The organism is Geobacillus sp. YHL (genome assembly GCF_022341265.1).
GTDB lineage: Bacteria > Bacillota > Bacilli > Bacillales > Anoxybacillaceae > Geobacillus > Geobacillus thermoleovorans.
Genome location: NZ_JAEIGB010000002.1, coordinates 174,146 through 198,050 on the forward strand (window position 1 = coordinate 174,146; position 23,905 = coordinate 198,050).

A 23,905-nucleotide genomic window follows, 5' to 3' on the forward strand; every position below is an offset into this window, starting at 1 on the left:
CTTCCCAATCTTTTTGCTTGTCAGGCTCTTCGGTTTTTCGGAAGCAACATGAAGTTTAAGCTGCTGATTCACTGCCTTGTTCATTACAAATTCACCTCTTTTCGATTCAAATAGACGTACAGCGGGAAAGCCAATGCAGAAACGAGCAAGAATAAGATGACGTTTCCAGCTGTCGAAAGACCGTAAAAACCTGCTTGATATTGTTTATAAATAATTGAAGCGATTAAGTCCGTGCTAAATCCAGGCCCGCCTTTCGTCATCGCCCAAATCAAATCAAAAGAACGGAGACCGCCGATAAATGCGAGAATAATCACGGAATTCATCGCCGGGCGGCTGAGCGGCAATGTAATGTGCCAAAAACGCTGGAACGCGTTTCCTCCATCGATCATCAACGCTTCATAATAATCGCGCGGAATCGACATAATTCCGGCGATAAAAATCACGGTTGCCATTCCGACTCCTTTCCAGACATCCACGAGCGCCACCGACAAAAGAGCGATTCTCGTGTCGCCAAGCCAGTCCGGCCCCACAATGCCGATCGTTTTTAAGGCGAGGTTGATTAATCCTTTCGACGGATGCATCATCGCCATAAAAGCCACCCCAACGGCCACCGTGCTGAGGAGCGAGGGGAAAAACACCATCGAACGAATAAACCCTACGCTTCTTAACTTTGAACTCAAAAACACACCGAGAAGCAAACCAAGAACCACTTTTAAAGAACATGTCACAACGGCATAAATAATCGTATTTCGAAAACCGATATTTAACGATTCTTCCGTTAAAAACATTTTAAAGTTATCCAACCCAATGAATTTCCAATCGGTCAGCGACCACCACGTCATGCTGAAGAAAAACGACATGAGCGTCGGCAACAAGAAAAAGACAAAATAAATGACGCCAGCCGGGATCAGAAACCAATACGTATATGTGCGATTTGCCAGAGGATTCATTCGACCGTCACCTCTCTATGTCTCGAGTCAAAGGAAGCCCTGCCGAACGGTGGACAGGGCCTTGATTTTGCATCGATGCCGCAACCCGCTTACCATCCTTTCAAGCCAAGCTGCTTCGCTTGCTTTTCAACATCTTTATCATAAGACTCGGCTCCTTCTTTCGCCGATTTGAGGCCGCTTCCAACCGCAACGGTAATTTGTTCGAGGTTCGGGCCTTTGACTGGGCTTAAAAACTCAAGGGCAGGCGCTGTTTTGCCTTGTTCAAAGTACGGAAGCATATCTTTGACGGCTGTGTACGTATCATCCGGCAGCTGGATTCCTTTAATTGCCGATGGGCCATAAGGCTTCACTTTTGACAATAAAATTTGTTGCGCTTCTTCCGATACGAAGAATTCAAGCCATTTCTTCGCTTCTTCGACATGTTCGCTTGCTTTATTAATATAAATGCCTCCTGGCGACCATACCGTAATTCCATTGATATCGGGGCTGTCGCTCGGCTGCGGGAAAAATCCGATATCGTTCACTTTATCTGGATACAACTTTTCAATGTTTGGCAACGCAAAGGAAATCATTGGGTAATGAGCTCCTTTGCCTTCCGCCAGCATTTTCAAGCCGTCTTCATACGTCGTTGCGTTAAAATCTTTATTCATGTAGCCTTTCTTATAGATTTCCTCCAATTTTTCGAAGCCTCTTAATGCAACAGGTGTGGTGGCGATTTTTGCCTTATTGGCCGTGTAATCTTCCGCAAACGTCGGTTCCTGCGCAAGCACGTTATAAAAGTCGGCCAGAAACACAACTTGAGACGTCCACGTATGTCTGTATGTGCCAATCACCGCCGTTTTCCCCGCAGCTTTGATTTTTTCACAGTTGGCCATCAGTTCTTCCCACGTTTTCGGAACAGAAAGCCCAAGCTCTTGATACACTTTTTTGTTGTATAGCCAACCGCCCGCTGCAAAATTCCCAAGTGGTACACCGTACACTTTATTGTTGACAGTGACTGACTTCTTAAACGAATCTTCGAGTTTATCAATATACGGTTCATTCGAAAGATCGACGAAATTTTTCTCCGGATTTAGCGCTTGTAGAAGCGAACCAGAATTATAAGCAACTAAGTCTGTCATATCTCCTGTAGCGAGACGCGTTTTGACCAAGTTATCGCCTTCCGCCCCTCCTGGACGGGTTTCGATTTCGGTTTTGATGTGATACTTCTTTTCAAATTCTGCGGAAATAGCTTTCAATGCCTCAAGCACAGGAGGATTTTCGTTGTCCGTCAATAATGTCAAAGTCGTCTCCTTTTCTCCCCCCTTGCCCGAAGCGTTTTCTTTGCTTCCGCCGCATCCTGATAAAATCCCTGCCAATAGAGCAGTAGAACAAAGGATGGACAGCCACTTCCTTTTTGTTCCTGTCAAAGTCAACTCCCCCTTTTCAATCTATTTGTTTTTTGTGATGTTTTTATTGTAAATGTTTTTTGTTTTGTTTGTAAGCGCTTCATTTTTTGGGGGTGTGTACGTTTTTTTTAGAATAACCCATCTTATTTCTTTTTTGGCTATTCCCGTTATCAATCACCATTCATCATGTTTGGTGACAGAATAAAAGTCAATACGCCCCATTATGCCAAAAACCTCGCTTCCATTTCGTCAATGCAGCGAGGCCTCTTTTTATTGGTCAAAAATATCTCGATATTGTCCTGGTTTCATGCCGGTGTATTTTTTAAACAGCTCTGAAAAATGACGATAACTATGGTAGCCAACCTTCTGGCTCACTTCGCTGACTTTTTCTCCCTCCCGCAACAGCTTCTTCGCCTGTTCCATTCGCACGTTTGTTAAATATTTAATGTACGATTGCCCCATTTCTTCTTTAAACAGCAGACTAAAATAAGCGGGATTCATGCCTACATACTCCGCCACTTCTTGCAAAGTCAAATCGCGAAAATAATATTTCTCAATATAATCGCATGCTTTGGCAACAGCTTCATGCTTAATTTCCCGGCGCGCAGCAAGCAACCGTTCCATCATTTTCTCCATTTGCTCCTGAAACCACCGGTACAAGTCTTCTTTTGTACGGATGGCTCGAATATGGATATGCGGCAAATAATGAGGGTCGTTGATGGCAATCATGTCTTTGTGAACCTCTTTCACCACTTCCAAGGCAAGATAAATCATTTTCAACAGTTCCTGTTCCAGTATATCGGGATTTAATCGCTGTTGATCAAGCTGCTTGAGAAAACGTTGCATTTGCTCCCTAAGTCCCTCTTGATCCCCAGAGCGCATGCAAAAAATCATGTTTTCCTCTTGTTCAGGCAGGTTCATCGGAATATTTGGGTTCTTTCCAACATCTTCAAATCGAATTAAACCGTTCTCCTGCATAAATTGCCCATAACGCAGCGCTTGTAATGCCTCTTGATAACTTTTGGGGGCATCTTCCACATACTCATATGTTGTTCCCGCCCCAATGACAAGTTTTTCGTCTTCAAAATCCATGATCCATTTCTCCCACAGTTCTCCGTTCAAATGCGTAAGATGAAAAACAATAAACAAACGTTCCTTCCCGTTTCGAATATGAACGGCTTTGTATGAATCGTCCTCCGGAAGGGACCATCCTTCATGGAACGTAGCAAGCACGGTCACCCCCTTTATGCGTTCAGCTTCTTCCCCAAAACTTTCTCTCCATTTTGGTATGGCTTCTTTTCCTAGCATCAATAAATCAAACGTCGCTTTTTCCAACAATTCTGCTCTCATATCATTCCATTTGGATTGAATCATAGAGACGTTTTGCCGATGTTCGATTTTCTCGATCGTCCGTTTAATCGCTTCCTCGATCATCGGAATGGTAATCGGTTTTTCTAAATAATCCACAACTCCAAGCTTCAGCGCCTTTTTGACGTATTCAAATTCATTAAAACCACTGAAAACAATGCAAATCGTATCCGGAGCCATAGATAAAATGTTCTCGATGACTTCCAATCCATCCATTCCCGGCATGCGAATATCCGTGAAAACGATATCAGGACGAGTCGCTTCAAATAATGCCAAAGCATCCGTTCCGTTTGCAGCTGTTCCCGCCAGTTCAATTCCGTACTGCTTCCAATCAATCATCGTTTGCAATCCTTGAAGCACAATATACTCATCATCAAAGATGACGGCCTTTAACATTTGTCGTCACCTCCCGCTTCTGGACGAAACTTGATCTCCACTGTCGTTCCTTCGTTCACTTGGCTTGATACCGTTAGTGAACTTTCCGGTCCGTAACATAAAACCAATCTTTCCCTCACATTCCGCAACCCAAACCCTTGTTCAATCTGTTTCATATCCGCGATCCCCACTCCGTTATCACGGATGACAAAAACAACTTGTCCGTCTACGATGCTTCCAATGACTTCAACAGTCCCTGGCCCCACTTTCGGTTCTAAACCGTGGTAAATGGCGTTTTCAACTAACGGCTGAAGCAGCAGTTTCGGGATTTTTTTCTCTATGACAGCACAATCCACTTGTTCGATATAACGAAAACGATTTTGATACCGAATGTTTTGAATGGTCACATAATGGCGGATATGTTCTAATTCTTTGGACACGGGAATCATATCCTCCCCTTGGTTCAAGCTCAACTTGAAGCTTTCCGACAACGCGACAGCCATTTGCGCGATTTCATGGTGATTTTTCAGTATAGCCATCCAATAAATAGAATCGAGTGTGTTATATAAAAAATGCGGCTTGATCTGCGCTTGAAGAGCTCTTAACTCCGCCTCTTTTTTTTCTAATTGAGCACGAACAAGCTTTTCGTTCAATTCCTGATTTTCTACCGTCACCTTTTGGAAAATTTCCCGCAGATTCATCAACGGCTTCGCTACTCTCCCAGACGCAAAAAAGGCGAAAAAAAGGGCGAAAAGACCAAGAACTGACGAGATAAGCGCGGTTGCCACCCCGATTTGGCGGGCTTGCTTCAGCAGCTCCTTTTCTTTGATGATTTGGATAAAAAACCATTCTGTCGTTTCATTCTGATAGCTGCTAATTAGATACCCCTTTTCCTGCAGCTGATGAGGAAAAGATTTTGCATCGCTGTTTAAAAATTTTAACAGAAGAGGCGGAACTTTGTTAAAAACGTCTTTCCCTTCTTTGCCCGTGAAATCTAGGATCGCCCATTCAAAGCTTTTCTCCTGCGGAAATACTCGTTGAAACATCGACTTTCGAATATTGACAACCAATAGACCTATTTTCCGTGGATGAAACACATTTTGCGGGTCCCTTAACAATTTTACCGATGAAAACGTGCTATTTGACTGTCCTTCATTAAGGACATTGTAGCCAAAAAACACCGGTCTTCCTTGTTCTTCTAGACTCCTCTGATACCATGGAAAGCGGGCGATTTCCTGATGAACTCCGCCTTTTCCGTATTTCCCGCTGCTGTTCGGATTTCCGTAACAGACCGCACGGTAGTGATTATCAAATAAACAGATGGAATCAATGTATTGAGTATCAATGAAGTAGCTTGAGATTAAATGTTCGATTTTTCGCGTCGTGTCTTGGTCAAGTCCACCGCGCACATACTTCTCACTGTTGACGAGTTCATTCCGGACATCCCCATTCCATGAGATCAGGCGTTCCATGTTGATGATGTTTTGGAACAACAAATCCGCCACATGACTGGATGTCTGCAACTGTTTTTCCATTGTTTTTAGTTGATGATCAATTAATGTGCTTCTCGCGATATGAAACGAAACAAAACCGAGCAACAACAAAGGAGGGATCGAAATGCCGATCATGAGGAGGAAATATTTGCTGCGAATGTTGTCTTTTAGGCGAATTTTACTCCATATGGAACGAATAGTTTTCATCTTTCATCCAACTTTCTTTAATGGCTCTGTCATGATGGCACGGAAACGAGGAGGAACGGGATCGTCAATCTATTACGCTTGACGATCCCGTTTATGATCAACAACATTACCGTTTCAACAGCACCTCTTCTTCATACTTTTGCACTTCGGCCAACCAATGTTCCCTTACCGGAACGTTCATCGACACGCAATATTCATCCCACACCGCTCCGAACGGATACGTTTTAAACTCTTCCATCAGCGCAAGCCGCTCTGTGAATCGCTCTTCCTCTTGCAGCTTCTTCAAGTGATCGTGCGGTAATAAGAGTGCATAAAGCAACGCTTTGATCATATTGCGCGTGCCGATGACCCACGCCGCCACCCGATTGATGCTCGCGTCGAAAAAGTCAAGGCCGATCATAACGCGATCCAGCGCCTTGTTGCGGACAACTTCTAAGGCGATTTCCTTGAGTTCATCGTCCAAAATGACAACATGGTCGCTGTCCCATCGCACCGGCCGTGAGACGTGCAACGCCAGCTTGTCCAAATAAAGCAACAGAGCGGAAATTTTATTCGAAATCGTCTCCGTCGGATGGAAATGGCCGGTATCAAGCAGGTAGATTTTGTTGCGAGTCAAGGCATAGCCAAGATAAAATTCATGCGACCCAACGACGTACGCTTCAGAACCGATGCCGAACAGTTTGCTTTCGACGGAATCGAGATTGTATGCTTCATTGATCGGCTCGGCAAAAATTTCATCCAATGACTCTTTGAGCCGCTCCCTTGGAGTGAGCCGGTCGCTCGGAATGTCTTTGTAGCCGTCAGGAATCCAAATGTTTGTCAAGCACGGCGTACCAAGCTGCTCTCCGAAATAAGCGCCGATTTTCCGGCTGGCAATGCAATGGCGAATCCAAAATTGGCGAATCTCGTTGTCTGGATGAGACAGCGTCAAACCATCGGCCGCTTTTTCGTGGGAGAAGAGCGTCGGGTTGAAGTCCAACCCAATCCCCCGATCTTTCGCCCACTCAACCCAATTGGCAAAATGCTCCGGGGACAATTCGTCCCGCTCGACCGCCTTGCCGTCGGTTTCTGCATAAATCGCGTGCAAATTGACGCGGTGTTTTCCTGGGATCAAGGACAGCGCTTTGTCCAAATCTTGCCGCAATTCATCCGGCGTGCGCGCTTTGCCTGGATAATGGCCCGTCACGTCAATTCCACCGGACAGCTCACGCTTTTGCACTTCAAACCCTGTAATATCGTCCCCTTGCCAACAATGAATGGAAATCGACACTTTCTCCAATGTGCGCAACGCCTCATCAACGTTGATCCCCCACTGCTCATACGCTTGTTTCGCTTCATCAAACCGATCGCGGGCCATATCGTCACTCTCCTTTTTTCGGGACAAATTTTTTTAACGGGAACGATTGACGAACAAGCAGCCGAGCTTCTTCCAACGTTCTTACTTTTCCAAGCGCCAACCATTGGGCAATGAGGTTGCCGATCGCCGTCGCCTCGACAGGTCCAGCATAGACGGTCTTCCCAGTGGCATCAGCGATCATCTCATTCAGCCATTCATTTTGACAGCCACCGCCGATCACATTGATTTGCTGGAATGTTCGTCCCGTTGTTTCTTCCATTTCGTCTACTGTCTTTTGATAGCTAACAACTAAACTATCAAACACGCACTTAGCGACTTGCGCCGGGGTTTCGGGCACCGGCTGATTCGTTTCCCGGCAGTACGCTTGGATGGCAGCAATCATGTTCTCCGGCTTTAAAAACCTCTCATCATCGACATTGACGATGGCATGGAAATGACGCTCAGCACGGGCCAAGTCAGCCAGCTCGGCAAAGGAATATTGATTTCCATAGTTTCGGCGCACTTCTTGAATCATCCATAACCCCATAATATTTTTCAAAAAGCGGAATCGGTAATCAATGCCACCTTCGTTCGTAAAATTATAGCTGCGCGCCTTAGGCGAGCAAATCGGCTCATGACATTCCACTCCCATTAACGACCATGTACCTGAGCTTAGGTAAATCGTATCGTCCAGCTCAGGAACAGCAGCGACCGCCGAGGCGGTATCATGGGTGGCCGGCAAAATGACTGTCATCTCAACGCCGAGCTCTTCCGCGATGTCCTTGCGCAGCGGGCCGAGCACAGTTTTGGGCAGCTGCAGCGGCTGGAACATCGTTTCCTTGAGCCCAAGCTCCCGCACGAGTTCCACATCCCACGTTTTCGTCTGCGCGTTCACAAGCTGCGTCGTCGTCGCATTCGTATATTCATTTGTTGTTCGGCCGGTGAGCAGATAATGGAAGTAATCCGGGATCATCAAAAACGTATGCGCCCGTTCCAATACATCCGGCGCTTCCTGTTTTAAGGCATACAATTGATAAATCGTATTAAACTTTTGAAATTGAATACCCGTTCGCTCATACAGCCGTTCTTTTCCGACAATGTCAAACACTTTTTCCATCATGCCGTCGGTGCGCGGATCGCGATAAGCCACGGCATCCGTCAATCGATGGCCACGTTCATCTAAGAGCACAAAATCGACCGCCCACGTATCGACGCCAATGCTCGTTGGGCGCAATCCTTTCTCCCGACATAATTGAATGCCTTTTTTGATTTCCGCAAATAAATAGGCAACATCCCAACAAAAATGATTTCCTTTTTGGATCATTTCATTGGCAAAGCGGTGTACTTCAACGAGTTGAATTTGCCCCCCTTTGATCCATCCCGCCATTACGCGGCCGCTTGACGCACCGATATCGACGGCTAAACAACATTCCATCATGCTGCCCCCCTCCGCAAGCGCTTTCCTATTCATTCAAGAAAACAGCGGGAAAGGGCATCCTTTCCCAGCTGTTGATTAGCGTGGAAACGCGGCTGGCACGCCGCCATCGACCGTCAACATGCATCCGGTCGTTTTTTCCGCTTTCGACGAGGCAAAAAAGGCGATCGCCTCGGCGATGTCTTTCGGGTACACATTGACAAGCAGTGTCGTCCGTTTCCGGTAATAGTCTTCAAGCTCATCGGGTTCAATGCCGTACGCCTTTGCCCGCTCTTCGCGCCACGCCGAATTCCAAATGGCGGACCCTTGCAAAACAGCATCAGGAAGAACTGAGTTGACGCGAATGCCGTATTGCCCTCCTTCAGCGGCGATGCAGCGGGCCAAATGCGTTTCCAACGCCTTCGCTGCGCTGTAAGCAGCCGCATTTTTCCCCGCATACACCGAGTTTTTCGAGCCGACAAACACCATGCTGCCGCCGATGCCTTGTTGTTTCATTTGCTTGAACGCCTCACGGGCGACAAGGAAGTAGCCGGTGCCAAGGACGTTCATGTTCAAATTCCACTCTTGCAGCGTTGTTTCATCAAACGGGCTTGATGTCGCCAACCCAGCGTTGTTGACGACAATATCAACCCCGCCGTAGGCGAGCGCCGCTTCGGCAAACGCCTGTTTTACCTCTTCTTCGTTCGTCACATCCATGCGGACGGCCAATGCTCTTCCCTCGCCATACGCCTCATTGATCTCCGCAGCGACTTTCTCTGCCCCTTCGATATTCAAATCCGCCACCACAACGTGCGCGCCTTCCGCTGCGAGCCGCCGGCACGTTTCACTGCCGATGCCCCCCGCTCCACCTGTAACCAATGCGACTTTCCGCGAAAATTCTGCCTCGGGCGGGGCGAGCGTTAACTTATACAGCTCAAGCGGCCAATATTCCACTTGATACGATTCTTCTTCATTTAACGAGACAAAGTTTCCTAGAGCCGCCGCTCCTTTCATCACCGCAATCGCCCGATGGTACAATGCACCGCTGACGTTCGCCATAGTTAGACTTTTTCCTGTGTTGACCATGCCCAGACCAGGAATCAAAATGACGCGCGGCGCCGGTTCAAACATTTGGTCGCCTTCTTGTTTGTTGCGTTCAAAGTACGCTTTATATTCTTCTTTAAATCTTGCAATTCCTTCTTTCACTTTTTTGATCAACCGCGGAACATCTTCGGACTGTGGATCCCAATCGATGTAAAGAGGAACCCGTTTCGTATGCACCAAATGATCCGGGCAAGCCGCCCCGACTTGCGATAGAACCGGTGCATCATAGCTGTTGACAAATTGCAACACATCATCGGCATCGTCATAGGTGACAATCATCCGTTTTTGATCGCTGACCGCCCCACGGATGACTGGCAATACTTGAGCGAACACCGCTCTCCGTTCCGCTGCTGGCAGCGGTTCATATTTTTGTCCGCCAAACACCTGTGCTTCATCGATGCGCGCTTGGATGTACTGTTCTGCTTCGTTAATAATCGAAATCGTTTTGTCATAACATTCTTTCGCCGTGTCTCCCCATGTCACGAGGCCGTGCTTTTCCATCAGCACAAGTTCGGCATTGGGATTGTTTTTGACTCCTTCGGAGATCATTTTGGATAATGTGAATCCAGGCCGTACATAAGGAACCCAAACAAAACGATTCCCATAAATCTCTTCCGCAATTTGTCGGCCGTTATCAGCGCAACAAATGCTAATGATCGCGTCCGGATGCGTATGGTCGACATGTTTGAACGGCAAAAACGCATGGAGCAGCGTTTCAATGGACGGACGCGGATGTTTGCGGTCGATCATGCAATGGGACAAATACTCGACCATTTCTTCATCCGACATTTCCTCGCGCTCCATAAGCGGACGGATATCCTCAAGTCGCAGCCCGGTAAAATGCTTCGCTTTCATCGTCGCTAAATCGGAGCCGCTTCCTTTCACCCACATCACTTCGATCTCGCGACCGCGGAAATCTTTTTCGATCGTCTTCATGGACGTATTTCCCCCGCCCCAGTTGCACACCGAGCGATCGGAGCCGATCAAATTGGAGCGGTAGACGAGCTCCTCGAGACCTTTCGGAAGCTGTGCTGCTTTGTTGTCATCCCAACGATTTTGCACCATTTTTGTTTCGCCACCTTTCCTATTTTTTATCAAGAATTATTATAATATGTTTTTGGATTTATTTGAATAAGTTTATTTGTTTTTGTTTTTTTATGAATATAGATCGTGTTGGACATAAAATCGTTATCTACCAATTCACTTAATAAAAAGTGTTCAAAAAAGGTATCTCAAACCAACTGGTTTAAGATACCTTTTTTCATATTTTTAGTGAATTTTAGAAATCGTAGTTCCCAGCATTCTCTGCAGTGAAATCAGTCGGAGGTCCCATGATCACAGTTTTGCCATCCTCTCGTACTTCGATCGTCCCCACATTTTCTACATTTTGCCCATTTTTAGGTGTTTTGCCTTCAGCTAAATCCTTTGCAAGAGCAACGGTTAAATAGCCTAGTTTGTTCGGTTCCCACAAGATGGCAACATCCAATGAACTATCTTCTAAGAAAGGCTTCGAATCTTTAGGTAATGCTGTACCGACAACAGCAATTTTATCTTGCAAACCTTTTTCTTGAATGGCTTGAGCAGCACCTAATGGAGCTGGAGTCGAAAATGCCATAATACCTTTTAAATTCGGATATGATTTAATTAAATCCAGTGTTTTTTGATAAGCAACTTGTTGTTTTTCATCTGTAGCAATTTTATCTGTAACTAGTTTGATGTTTGGATAATTCTCTTGCAGTTCTTTCTTGGCAGCATCAATCCAAGCATTTAAGTTGGCTGCGGAAAGCCCACCGGTTAGAATAGCGATTTCTCCTTTGTCAGTTCCCATCTTTTCAACTAATGTCTTCGCAATATGGCGACCGTAAGCATCATCATCAATTTGGTGAACTGATAATTCCACAACAGATTGGTCCGCTGGTGTATCCCAGTCCATGACTTTAATTCCCTGTTCTTTCGCTTTCTTCAATACTGGTGTCAAAGCAGCAGGATCATTGGGAGCGACTGCAATCACATCTACTTTTTGACTGATTAAATCTTCGATGACTTTGACTTGTTGAGCAGCATCCGCTTCTGTTGGGCCAGTATAAATAACATCAACCCCTAAATCTTTTCCAGCTTGCACTGCTCCTTTTTCTGCTGCATTGAAATAAGGAATACCAACAAGTTTTGGGACTACAGCGATTTTCAATTTACCGTTTTTGGATTCCTTATTTTCGCCAGCTTGGTTGCTGTTCGTTCCGCTATTTTGAGAAACACAGCCTGCAAAAAGACCAACTAAAAGAATAAATGAAATAAGTGATACTAGAACTTTTTTTAGTTTCACGTAAAGCTCCCCCTTTATAAAATTTAGCAAAGTTTTGCCGTTAATCTCACTGAACTGGTCAGATTAACTTTATGTTTTACAAAGTAGCCTGTAGTTTTTTCTTTTGCTCTAACTTCACTTTAATAAAATTGATTACAAGAACAGAAATAAGGATTGCACCCATAATAACATTAACAATCGCCCGCGGAACACCAAGCAAGTTTAATCCGTTGGAAAGCACTTGGAAAATGATGACCGCGTATATGGTTCCAGCTACTTTCCCATACCCCCCTTGTATTTCTGTGCCTCCTAAAACGGCAGCGGCCACGCTTTGCAGAAGATATGAAGACCCAAGGTCTACCTTAGCCATATTGTATCTTGAAGTCATAATAATCCCTGCCACCGTTGCAAGGAATGAGGCATAAAGGTAGACTTTCAGAAGAATCCTGCTATTGTTAACTCCCGAAAAAAGAGTGGCGACAGGATTGCTTCCAATCATGTACACACATCTTCCCCAGTTTGTTTTTCCTAAAAGAATGGCAGTGAAAATGGCAAAGAAGACGAAGATGATCATAGACAGCGGAACTAGCCCGAGATAATAACCATTTCCTATCAATTCATAAGCTTCACTAAACCCAGAAATTGAATTCCCTTTGGTTATACTTAATATCACCCCCTCAAATAAAACCATCGTTCCTAGCGTAACAAGAATCGGCGATACACCGATTTTTGAAACAACAAATCCGTTAACAAAACCGCAAATTAGACCAACGAAGATGCCGACAAGTATGGCTGCCATCATGGAATAACCATGGCTTTGCATGATGGCAATCGCCACGCCGGATAACGCTGCGGTATAAGTAATGGATAGATCAATACCACCTGTTATGATGACAATCATCATGGCCAAGGAGATTAATCCAAACTCAGGCAACTGGAACATCATATTATTTAGATTTCCCATGCTTAAAAATCCCGGGGCTATAATCGCCATAACGCAAAACAATCCCACAGCAATCAATCCTAATATGCTCTCTTTTGACAACGCTCTCATTTATGCCCCCCCTTTCTATGACTCTACCTCAATTTTTGCCAGTTTGTCTTTGGTTCGTTTATATTGAATATGATCATATGAAACAGCAATCAAAATAATGGATCCAACCACTATTTTCTGCCAAAACGTATCGATTCGCGCTAAAATAAGACCATTTTGCATAATCCCCAACAAAAGAACCCCTAAAAATGTTCCCAAAATTGTTCCACGTCCTCCCATAATATTGGCACCGCCCAACACAACGGCTGCAATAACTGAGAGTTCGAATCCAACTAGGCCGTTTGGGTCAACTGCCTTTGTGTAAGCGACTTGCGCAATGGCCGCAATCCCAGCTAAAAACCCCATATAGGCAAAGACGAAAATCTGAACTTTATCAAAGTTAATACCGGCCCTTATGGCTGATTCCTTATTTCCACCAACCGCTAAAATTTCACGGCCAATAACGGTGTACTTCAAAATAAACCAAGTTAAAAGCGCAACAACAAGAAATATCAAAATGAGAATAGATACTCCAAACACTTGAAAATTAGCAAAATCAATAAAGATTTTGGGGAAGTTTGTGCTGTTTAAATATTGACCGTTGGTGATATACAAAACTAACCCATTAATCATACTCATTGTTCCAAGCGTAACTACAATAGCTGGGATCTGAATTTTGGACACAAGAAAACCATTGATCCCCCCCAACACTCCCCCGAGTAAAGGGGCAATTACAAATAAAAGAAGAAGTGATATTGGACTGTCCGGCAGGAGCAACAAAAGTCTTCCGATAATTACGCAAACAGCACTAGTTACCGCCGCTACTGATACATCGATCCCCCCGGTAATAATGACCAATGTCATCCCTACAGCTAAAATACCAAGAACAGCATTTCCTTTCATAATATCAACAATATTGTCAAATGTTAAAAATACAGGACTGATAAATGACAGCACTATAGACAGCATAATCACAATCACGGCAATACTCATTTCTTTTGATTTAAAAACAGTCTTCACATTTGCACCTCCTTGTCTGCTGCGTATGTTGCTGAATACTCGTAGTTTATCTGTTGCTTTGCTCCGAGTAACGCATAGTTCATAATATTTTCCTGGGTGGCCTCTTGAATTCCCAGTTCACCCACTATTCTTCCATGCCTCATGACTAAAACTCGATCACTTACCGCTAAAATCTCCGGGAGTTCCGAGGAGATCACAATAATCCCCATTCCTTCTGAAGCAAGCTGACGGAGAAGTTGATGAATTTCTGTTTTAGCCCCAATATCAATGCCGTTCGTCGGTTCGTCAACAATTAAAACTTTCGGTTTGGTTGAAAGCCATTTTCCAATGACAACCTTTTGCTGGTTTCCACCTGATAACTGGCCAACAGCCATTTCCGGTATAGGCGGCCTAACATCAAGTGTTTTCATATAGTGACAGGCTAAATCAACTTCCTTTTTGCGATTAATTAAGCCAAACATATTTCGAAACGTTTTCAAAATGGGCAGAGATATATTATTAATAATCGATTGTCGCAGAATAAGACCTTGAGTTTTCCGACTTTCAGGAATATAGGCAATTCCTTTTTTCACCGCATCCTCCGGTGACGTTATATTTACTGTTTTTCCATTAACTTTAATTTCACCTGTATAAGGTCTGTTAATCCCAAATATCGCTTGGGCAAGTTCCGTTCTTCCTGAGCCAACCAGACCTGTAATTCCTAAAATTTCCCCTTCTCTTAAACTAAAAGAAATATTCTTAAAATTCCCCTTTTTTGATAAATCCTTCACTTCTAAAACCGTATTTCCTATCTTTCTAACTCCTTGATTTCTTTCGTACTGGACTTTGCGTCCAACCATTAAAGTAATAAGTTTTTCCTCATCAAGTTCCCCTTTCAAAAATGTTCCAACATATTTACCATCCCTCAAAACAGTAAACCGATCGGAAACGGTAAATAGTTCTTTTAATTTGTGACTGACAAATATAATAGAAATTCCTTTTTGTTTAAGATTATTTATTACTCTATAGAGCTTTTCAACTTCTCCCGAGGATAGCGACGATGTCGGCTCATCCATCACAATGAGCTTAGAATCGAATGCAATAGCCCTTGCAATTTCAACAAGTTGTTGTTGAGCAACGCTTAAACGTTCAACTGGAATGTCTAAATCGAGATGAACATCAAGTTCTGTTAGCGCTTTCTCCGCTATCTCCCTTACTTTTCCCCAGTTTATTTTTTTCCACGACTTGCTGTTGCTATCTCTTCCTATATATATATTTTCCGCCACTGATAAGTTAGGGAATAAGCTTAGGTCTTGGTAAATAACCGATATCCCCTTCAAAGTTGCATCTAATGGCCTTTTTATATGCACCTTTTGCCCCTCAAAGTAAAATTCCGCACCAGGGTCCGGCTGATAAATTCCTGCCAATATTTTAATAAGTGTGGACTTTCCTGCACCATTTTCTCCGATTAAAGCATGAACTTCACCATGTTTTACTTCGAGACTGACCTCATCAAGCGCTTTAACCCCAGGGAACGTTTTGCTAATACGATTCATCCTCAATAAATATTCAGACATAGTCCATCCCCCTTTCCGTCTCACGTCAATAATTCGCCTTCTTCTTGATTATTCTCTTTCTTCAACTTATAGTACATAAGATTCCTCTCCTTACAGAACTCATCTACTTCCTCAATAGTCGGAATACCAACTTGTGCACCTAGCCTCATCACCTTCAACGCCCCGACGATGGTTGCAAATTGTGCAGCGCTTACAAGATCCTCCCCATCAACAATAGCACATGCAAGCGCACCCGCGTAGGAATCACCCGCCCCAACAGTATCTATAGGGGTTACTGGAACAGCCTGGATATACTCAAACTCTCCGTCATTGCAGATCAATGAACCTTTATCAGCCATTTTAATAATCGACTTTTTTACTCCCATTAACTCAAAACATTTGGCAGCTTCATATGCTGTGTCCACCGATACTACATCTATTCCAGTTAATTCCTTTGTCTCTTGACGGTTTGGAATAATTAAATCAGCGTATTCCAACGCACGCACCGTAATTCCATCAGCTGGCGCAGGATCAAGAATCACAAACATATCCTTCTTTTTGGCTTCAATCATAGATTGAATGACTACTTCTTCTGGAACTTCCATTTGAACTAACAGAACTTGGCTGTTCGAAATGCCAGAAAAAGCGTCGCATACATCTGCAACCTGTAGCTGGTCATTCGCTCCTTTTACCACAAGCATGGTGTTTTCGGCTGTACGATCAATCGCAATAATTGCACAGCCTGTTGGACTATCCTCTATACGTTTTACATAGGTCGTATCAACTTTGTTTTTTTGCAGCGAATTTAACACAATCTCCCCATATAGATCCTTTCCGATGGCACCAACCATATGGACAGTTTTCCCTAGACGAGCGCATGCCGTTGCCTGGTTTGCCCCTTTTCCTCCAGGCAGCAGCTCGATTTTTTTTCCGAAAACCGTATCGCCATGGCCAGGATATCGATCTGTAAGAGCTACTATATCTATGTTTATACTGCCAACAACGACAATATCCGCCATTCTTTTATTTCTCCTTTGATCTTAGACTTGATTGTATTTGAAAACTATCAATAAACTGTCTTAACCTAAGAACAGCATCTTCTAAAGCCAGTTCTTTCTTAAATAGGCATGACGTGCCCAAGACCAGCATATTTGCGCCATTTTCTAAAACTGCAGGCATTGTTTGATACCCTATGTTTCCATCTACTTGAATATTCACATCATAGTCTGCCTCTGTGATCAACTCTTTCAGTTTACTAATTTTTTTCTTCATTAAAGGTATAAATTTTTGTCCGGCAAACCCAGGATTGACCGTCATCACTGTAATATAGTCCACCGTATCCAAAACGTATTCAATGGTGGAAATAGGGGTCGATGGATTTAATGCTACCCCCGCCTTCAAGCCACTATCTCGAATCTTTTGTAATGTTCTTTGGAGATGAAGGGTAGCTTCGACATGCACTGAGATCATATCCGCTCCGGCATCAATAAATAATCCCAAGTGCTCTTCCGGTTTTTCAATCATCAGATGGACATCAAATGGTTTATTAGTAAAATTCCTTAGCGCTCGAATTATATCCGGCCCCATTGTAAAGTTCGGAACAAATTTTCCATCCATAATATCAAAATGAAAATAGTCAACTCCCGCTTTATCTAAACGAATGACATTATCTCGGAGATTTCCCATATCAGCGCACATAAGGGATGGGCCGATTAAAATCACGTACTATCTCCCCTCAGACAAATTCCTCATTTTTAATAGATAAAAGGTTTTTCATCAACTTCGCTCTTCCAAAATAATCATACAAAAACTCGTATTGTATAAATAATTGATCATAGATCTTTCTGTTTTCTTCATTTACTTCGTAAACGATAGGTTCATAGTGAATCATATGGCGCTGAGCCTCCTCGATCGTATCCCATCCTCCCCTTGTTTTCCCTGCTGCAACAGCAGCAAGCACAGCTGCTCCCATAGCACATGTATGTGGTAATGTCACAACGTGCACATTTTTACCTGTTATATCTGCAAGCAATTGCATCAATAGCCTGTTTTTTTCCGCCAAGCCTCCACATGCATATATTTCATCAATATTGATACCGTTTTCAACAAAAGCGTTTAAAATCTTCTTTGTGCCAAAACCGAGAGATTCCATCAGTGCTCTATATATATGCTCTGGTTTGGTTTGTAAAGTAAAACCAACAATAAGCCCTGTGAGATTTGGATCTTTCAAAACAGAACGATTGCCATTCCACCAATCGAGCGCGATTAACCCATTCTCTCCTGGCCGGAGTCGGGAAGCTTCTTCTTCCAAAACGCAGTATATCGATTTTTCCGATGTTGCTTCTCTCATCAAATGAGCAGGTGCCCCATTTTTAACAAACCATGATAATAAGTCTCCCCCGGCGCTCTGCCCAGCTTCGTATCCAAAATAACCAGGCAGAATACCATCTTCAACTACGCCGCTGATCCCGGGCACAAAAATTTCTCTTTTATCCACACACATATGGCATATCGATGTTCCCATCGCCATAACCATTGTTCTAGGTTTATTTATTCCAGCACCCAACAGAGAAGCATGGGCATCAATAATTGCAACAGATACAGCAACACTTTCAGTTAATCCTAATTCCAAAGCCATTTTTCGGGATAGAAAACCTGCTCTTGAACCAATTGGATAAATATTGTCCGATAATTTCTCACCAATTAAGTTTTCGAAGCGCGGATGAACAAATTTTAAATATTCCTTAGAGGGGAATCCTTCATGCTTACTCCATAACCCCTTATACCCCGCCATACATGAACTCCGTTTTTCTTCCCCAACCAACTGCATAACAATCCAATCACCGGCTTCGATAAATTTATCTGCAGCATCATAGATCTCCGGGGATTCATGCAATATTTGTAAAATCTTAGGCAACATCCACTCCTCAGAGATTTCCCCTCCATACCTACGCAAAAAGGGTTCGTTTCTCTCGAGTGCTACTTTATTGATAAGTTGGGCTTGTTTATGTGCTGCATGATGCTTCCATAACTTAACCCAGCTATGTGGGTTTTTTTTGTATTTCTGATCAAAACAAAGGGGAACACCACTTTTAAAAATAGGCAAAATCGTACTCGCAGTAAAATCGATCCCGATACCTATCACATCTTGGACGTTAACCTTAGAACCTTTTAAGCATTGTTTTGCTATATCTTTTAATACATATAAATAATCTCCCGGATGTTGAAGCACCCAATTGGGCTCAAGCAGTTCTCCAGACTCAGGTAGCCTCTCTGTGATTACCCCATGAGGATAATAGGAGACGGCTGAGGCGATGACTTCCCCTGATTTCGTACTTACTAGTACACCTCTAGCGGATTCAGTACCAAAATCTATTCCAAATACATATTTGTCTTTCAAAAGTTCTCACCTCTATATTGTTTGACTATTATTATAATTAATTCATTTTTGTTTTTCAACATCATTTTGTATATTTTTTTCTGAATTAGAGATTATAAAACAAAAAAATAAGTTGAAATATATTATATTTTTGTGGGGTTTCATCTTTGTTAAGCCAAAACAACATTGATTCCCAAACTTCTGATGCTTCTCATGTCATTCACAGACATTTTGTCATCCGTAATTAAATAATCCACATCCTCCAAATCAGCTACCCGAATCAATGATTTTGTTCCGTATTTGCTGTGATCAGCAAGCAAAAAAAGTTGATCCGATATAGAAATAAATTTTTTCTTTGTCTGGGCCTGCATTTCATGAGCTTCACTAACCCCTCTCTGCACATCAAATCCAGTGCATGAGAAAAAGAACTTATCTACATGGTAATCATCAATAACTTTTTGAGCAGATATCCCAACAAATGACATCGATTTATCTAAAAGATACCCACCAATAGTGATTAGTGTGACTTCTTCTCTCCCTGCTAACTCCAACGTTACAGCAATCGAATTTGTAATCACCGTAATCTCTTTATCTTGGATGTATTTCGCCATTTGCAATGAAGTAGTACTGGCATCCAAAGCAATAATATCCCCATTTTCAATAAAAGTTGCTGCTTTTTGTGCTATCACTTGTTTTTCTTTTATATTAATCGATTGACGCCTAAAAAACGGAATTTCTGTTTGATTTTTTTTTATGGATACCGCCCCTCCATGTACACGTTTCAGCAATCCCTCCCTTTCTAACCGTTCAAGATCCCTGCGAATCGTCTCTTCGGTGACGTTAAATTTTTTGCTCATATCCGCCACCCGAACTGACCCGAATTCCTCAACAAGTTTTAAAATATGTGCCTGCCTCTCATTTCCCACCCACGTCATATCCAACTGGCCATGTTTTATCATCATACTACTCCATCCTTTCTAAATAAATTGATGAATCCCACAAAAAACAACTATTATTTTTTTATTATTATCTATTTTCTAATATAACACACAAATCGTTTTTAAGGAATTTTACGTTTTTTAGGGCCTTTCCCCTATATTGAAACCTTATTGGTTCATCACCACACAACGTGTACTTGACAAGTGAGGATTTTTCTCGTTTTCCCCTGTATAAAATCGTTGTTTTACTGGTTTTTCATTGCAGAAGGAAGTATGGCGTGTTTTGAAACGGTCAAGTACAACTTTTGTTGAACATCCATCTATTGTTGTCATGTGAATGAATTTGTCTCTCGAAAAAACATGATTGACAAAATGACGGTTGATAGATGTCCGAATATAGAAATATCCTTGTAGGATATACAATTAAAAAACAGCGGCCCTCTCTTACAAAGCCGCTGTTGACGATCTTCTTTTCTTCTTCTACGCCCTTGATTTTTCCTTTAATCCAATCCTATGATGATCCTCCTCATTCATCCGGCTGAAAATCGCCGCGAGGATCGATCCAGATATGTTGTGCCACACGCTGAAAATGGCGCTTGGAACAGCCGCCAAGGGTGAGAAATTGGCTGTGGCGATCGCCACGCCCAATCCGGAGTTTTGCATTCCGACTTCCATTTTCCTGCAAAAGAACTAATTTTCTCTATGATCGTCATAAATGGAATCCTCCTCAACAAATGTGCCCGCCAACCGCTTGGATATCTTCTTCACGTTCGACCGCCACGTCAATGGCAAGACGCAGCCCTTCCACGATCGTTTCTAATGCCATGCTGGGCTGCCCGAGATGCCGGGCGGCTTGTTCCGGCAAATACGGAATATGGATAAATCCGCCGCGAATGGGCTTCTTCGATTGGGTGATGTAGTGCATCAACCCGTAAAACACATGATTGCAGACAAACGTCCCAGCTGTATAAGAGACAGAGGCCGGTATGCCATGACGTCTCAACTCATGGACAATCGCTTTGACGGGCAAAGTTGACCAATAGCCGACAGGGCCGCCGGGGACAACGGGCTCATCCGTCGGCTGATGGCCTTCGTTGTCGGGGATGCGGGCATCATTCACATTCACCGCCACTCTTTCAACAGAAATGCCAGGACGCCCGCCGGCTTGACCGACGCAAATGACAATGTCAGGGTCGATGTGTTCAATCGCGCTGTACAGCTGCTCAAGCGCCTTGCCAAACACCGTTGGAATCTCTCGAACTTCAACGATATGCATGTTCGTTTTCCATCCAGCTAATTGCTTGGCCGCCTCCAGCGATGGATTCACCGTTTCTCCTCCAAACGGATCAAATCCTGTCACAAGCACTTTTTTCATTGCCTCTTCATTCCTTTTCGATCATGAGATTATAAGTCGATGAGAGTGACCACATACATTGCAGCGATGTTGAACGCCAACAGAATCAATGCTGTCGGTACTTGCACGCGGATCACGTGGTTTTTATCTTTCAAGCCGAGCAAAGCGGCGGGCACAATGTTGAAATTCGCTGCCATCGGCGTCATCAAGGTGCCGCAGTAGCCGGAAAACATCCCGAGAGCGGCCACATGATTCGCATCCACACCAAATTGTTTAATGAGCAGTGGAACGGCGATCCCTGCTGTCATGACCGGGAACGCGGCAAAAGCATTGCCCATAATCATCGTAAACAAAGCCATCCCTATGCAATAGGCCACCACAATCCAAAACAACGAATGAGTCGGAATCATGCTTCCTGCCAAATTGGAAACAGCGGCGCCCACCCCAGCGGTCGTAAAGATCGTCCCCAATGTCGCCAGCATCTGCGGCAAGAGAGCAGCCCATCCAATTACTTCCAGAAGTCTGCGCGATTCTTTGACCGCCACAACCGGAGTCGATCGGGTCATCGCCATGCTGACGAGCAATGCAATGAACGTCGCCATCCCTAATGACACAAGGGTTACGTTTTTCGGATCGAAAAGGAAGGTGTTCCCGATTTTTACATTCTTCAGCCATGTCACGCCGATGACAGTCAAAATCGGAATCAACAGGGCAGGGATGAACAAACGATTTTTCAGCCGATCGCGATGTTTTCTTCTCTCTTCCGGCGTCGCCTCTTGGTAGCTCCCGAGATTCAATCCCCCTGTTCCAACAATTGCCACCATAATGAGCACAAGCACCCCGGTGTAAAACGGGGGAATGACGCTGCCGAACAGCAATGCCACCCCGTAAAGAAAATAAAACAACCCCGATGTGAAGCGCTTCGGGTTTTGACGATCGGCAAAGGTCCATAAGCTTCCCAACACAACGACAATGCCTAAAAATATGTACACCGTTTCAATGGACAGCCACATTCACTCTCTCCCCTTTCCATTCTCCCGATGAAGGAGCTTGTGAAGGGAGCGGTCCAGCCGATGGAGGCGGAAGCTGTGAACGATCAACGCGGCCACGGCGGTTGGGATTGCCCATAACGCCATATGCAGCGGATCAGACGGAATGCCGTTTTGATCAAAAAACCCTTTCATCAACAAAATCGCTCCGATGGCGATGAACACATCCTCGCCAAAAAACAGGCCGATGTTGTCCACCGCTGCGGAATGAGCGCGAATGTCGTCACGGACACGATCCGGAAGTTTTCCATATTTCGCTTCCGCCGCTCCTTCTGCCATCGGAGCGACCAGCGGGCGAACCATTTGGGCATGTCCGCCAATGGAAGTAAGCCCAGCCGCCGCAGCTGCTTCCCGTATAATCAAATAGGCGGTTAAAATTCGTCCTGTTGTCGCGGCCTTGATTTTTGCCACGACACTCTCTGCCTGCTCACGCAAACCAAAACGTTCTAAAAGGCCGATGACAGGCAATGTGGCGATGAACACCGCCATATACCGGTTGGTCGTAAACGCCGTCCCGAATTGCTCGATAATGTCACGTAGCGATTGATGGGCGAGAAGTCCTGTCACCAATCCAGCCGCTGTCACGACAAGAAGTGGATTAATGCGAACAATAAAGCCGATGATAACGATCAAAACTCCAATGAGCACCATGTTCTTCTTCCCCTCTCCAGCGCATTTTACGGAAAATGTTCATCCAAATCGTTGCATAGCAGCCCATCCTGTTTTCTTTCTCAGTCAACCCCTCTCTCCTTCATCTGTTGTTCCGTATTTCGGAACAATAGTTTCAAATTTGTTATTATCATTATATAATTAAGAAAAATGAAAAATCAATAAATACTTTCCGAAAATTTACTTTAACAAAATAAAACGGCAACCGGACCGAACCCGTCATGATACATTACACCTCCTCTTCATTGCAGCCCTTGCCCCTTATTTTGTATCATTTGTATCATAAGTAATTAAGAGAATTTTCGCTGAAAAAAGGAGTGCCGACCATGACAAAACAACTCCCTCCCGGCCAATTTGAAACTGAAAAATGGCCGATTTTGCATGAAGGAGACGTGTACCAATTCGATGAAGCGACGTGGAATTTTCGGCTGTTCGGGGAAGTGAAAGAAGAGGTGACGCTGTCGTATCAAGAGGTGATGCGGCTGCCGAAGACGATTTCGACCGTGGATATGCACTGCGTAACGACGTGGTCGAAATTCGACACGACGTTTGAAGGCATCGCCTTCCGCGAATTTTTGCGCTTTGTGGAGCTGCATCCCGATGTCAAATACGTGAAAATTTATGGATATTTAAACGGCGATCGGTTTGGTTATTCGGCGAACTTGCCGCTTGAGGCGTTGATGGGCGACGATGCGCTGTTTGTCTACCGGTGGAAAGACAAGCATCACGATTGGCAAGACATCTCGCCGAAGCACGGCTATCCGCTCCGCTTTATTCCGCCGGCGACGTTTTACTTATGGAAAGGGGCGAAATGGGCGTCCGGCATCCGCTTCATGAAAAAGGACGAGCCGGGCTACTGGGAAGAGCGAGGCTATTCGATGACCGCCAATCCGTTTAAAGAAGAGCGGTTCGCCGAAGCGGTGCCAAAGTTTCGGCTTTGGTGAGGGAATCGGATCAAACCGCGTATTGACAATAGAAATGAAAAACGAGG

19 protein-coding genes and 1 pseudogene are annotated in these 23,905 nt (G+C 44.2%); 1 reads left to right on the top strand and 19 read right to left on the bottom strand.

The features are described 5' to 3' along the window. Positions 1-83 precede the first annotated feature (83 nt). From JCR24_RS03380 to JCR24_RS03470, 19 genes and pseudogenes are all read right to left on the bottom strand, one after another. The gene (locus tag JCR24_RS03380; RefSeq protein ID WP_063192630.1) at positions 84-950 is read right to left on the bottom strand and encodes a carbohydrate ABC transporter permease; all 867 of its coding nucleotides are present in this window, start codon (positions 948-950) and stop codon (positions 84-86) included. A gap of 89 nt (positions 951-1,039) precedes the next feature. After that, positions 1,040-2,359 (bottom strand): ABC transporter substrate-binding protein, encoded by a 1,320-nt coding sequence (locus JCR24_RS03385; RefSeq protein ID WP_238980079.1) that lies wholly within the window; start codon positions 2,357-2,359, stop codon positions 1,040-1,042. Between the two features lie 249 nt (positions 2,360-2,608). Next, positions 2,609-4,102 (bottom strand): response regulator, encoded by a 1,494-nt coding sequence (locus JCR24_RS03390; protein ID WP_238980080.1) that lies wholly within the window; start codon positions 4,100-4,102, stop codon positions 2,609-2,611. Beyond that, the gene (locus tag JCR24_RS03395; protein WP_238980081.1) at positions 4,096-5,781 is read right to left on the bottom strand and encodes a cache domain-containing sensor histidine kinase; all 1,686 of its coding nucleotides are present in this window, start codon (positions 5,779-5,781) and stop codon (positions 4,096-4,098) included. Before JCR24_RS03395 ends, JCR24_RS03390 begins: the two co-directional genes overlap by 7 nt. Positions 5,782-5,887: 106 nt before the next feature. Next, positions 5,888-7,138, bottom strand: a complete 1,251-nt coding sequence (gene rhaA / locus JCR24_RS03400; protein ID WP_025950636.1) for an L-rhamnose isomerase — start codon at positions 7,136-7,138, stop codon at positions 5,888-5,890. Positions 7,139-7,142: 4 nt separating this feature from the next. Then, positions 7,143-8,555 (bottom strand): rhamnulokinase, encoded by a 1,413-nt coding sequence (gene rhaB / locus JCR24_RS03405; protein WP_063192634.1) that lies wholly within the window; start codon positions 8,553-8,555, stop codon positions 7,143-7,145. 75 nt (positions 8,556-8,630) lie between these two features. Next, complete coding sequence (locus JCR24_RS03410) at positions 8,631-10,700, bottom strand: bifunctional aldolase/short-chain dehydrogenase (RefSeq protein ID WP_238980082.1); 2,070 nt, start codon at positions 10,698-10,700, stop codon at positions 8,631-8,633. A gap of 214 nt (positions 10,701-10,914) precedes the next feature. Continuing rightward, entirely contained in the window at positions 10,915-11,958 is a 1,044-nt protein-coding gene (locus JCR24_RS03415; RefSeq protein WP_238980083.1) for an autoinducer 2 ABC transporter substrate-binding protein, read from the bottom strand. 76 nt (positions 11,959-12,034) lie between these two features. Then, on the bottom strand, positions 12,035-12,991 hold the full coding sequence (locus JCR24_RS03420) for an ABC transporter permease (protein WP_238980084.1): 957 nt from the start codon (positions 12,989-12,991) through the stop codon (positions 12,035-12,037). Positions 12,992-13,006: 15 nt separating this feature from the next. Beyond that, entirely contained in the window at positions 13,007-13,990 is a 984-nt protein-coding gene (locus JCR24_RS03425; protein WP_025950641.1) for an ABC transporter permease, read from the bottom strand. Continuing rightward, positions 13,987-15,546, bottom strand: coding sequence for a sugar ABC transporter ATP-binding protein (locus JCR24_RS03430; RefSeq protein WP_063192640.1), 1,560 nt, complete (start codon positions 15,544-15,546; stop codon positions 13,987-13,989). Before JCR24_RS03430 ends, JCR24_RS03425 begins: the two co-directional genes overlap by 4 nt. A gap of 20 nt (positions 15,547-15,566) precedes the next feature. Next, complete coding sequence (rbsK, locus tag JCR24_RS03435; protein WP_063192641.1) at positions 15,567-16,544, bottom strand: ribokinase; 978 nt, start codon at positions 16,542-16,544, stop codon at positions 15,567-15,569. A gap of 4 nt (positions 16,545-16,548) precedes the next feature. Continuing rightward, positions 16,549-17,247, bottom strand: coding sequence for a ribulose-phosphate 3-epimerase (gene rpe, locus JCR24_RS03440; protein ID WP_128577987.1), 699 nt, complete (start codon positions 17,245-17,247; stop codon positions 16,549-16,551). Between the two features lie 13 nt (positions 17,248-17,260). Further along, positions 17,261-18,925: a ribulokinase gene (locus JCR24_RS03445; protein ID WP_025950645.1), complete on the bottom strand. Its 1,665-nt coding sequence runs from the start codon at positions 18,923-18,925 to the stop codon at positions 17,261-17,263. 149 nt (positions 18,926-19,074) lie between these two features. Further along, complete coding sequence (locus JCR24_RS03450) at positions 19,075-19,866, bottom strand: DeoR/GlpR family DNA-binding transcription regulator (RefSeq protein WP_238980085.1); 792 nt, start codon at positions 19,864-19,866, stop codon at positions 19,075-19,077. Between the two features lie 456 nt (positions 19,867-20,322). Continuing rightward, positions 20,323-20,517, bottom strand: a pseudogene (locus JCR24_RS03455) (transporter, sodium/bile acid symporter family protein); the annotation flags it as partial. A 52-nt stretch (positions 20,518-20,569) separates the two neighbouring features. After that, positions 20,570-21,217, bottom strand: a complete 648-nt coding sequence (gene pcp / locus JCR24_RS03460) for a pyroglutamyl-peptidase I (RefSeq protein WP_238980086.1) — start codon at positions 21,215-21,217, stop codon at positions 20,570-20,572. 29 nt (positions 21,218-21,246) lie between these two features. Continuing rightward, positions 21,247-22,209 (bottom strand): DUF979 domain-containing protein, encoded by a 963-nt coding sequence (locus tag JCR24_RS03465; RefSeq protein WP_238980087.1) that lies wholly within the window; start codon positions 22,207-22,209, stop codon positions 21,247-21,249. After that, positions 22,210-22,896 carry a DUF969 domain-containing protein gene (locus tag JCR24_RS03470; protein ID WP_238980088.1) on the bottom strand — a complete coding sequence of 229 codons (687 nt, stop codon included), beginning with the start codon at positions 22,894-22,896 and terminating at the stop codon, positions 22,210-22,212. 344 nt (positions 22,897-23,240) lie between these two features. Here JCR24_RS03470 and JCR24_RS03475 point away from each other — a divergent pair, with 344 nt between their 5' ends. After that, positions 23,241-23,858: a sulfite oxidase-like oxidoreductase gene (locus JCR24_RS03475; protein ID WP_238980089.1), complete on the top strand. Its 618-nt coding sequence runs from the start codon at positions 23,241-23,243 to the stop codon at positions 23,856-23,858. Positions 23,859-23,905 lie beyond the last annotated feature (47 nt).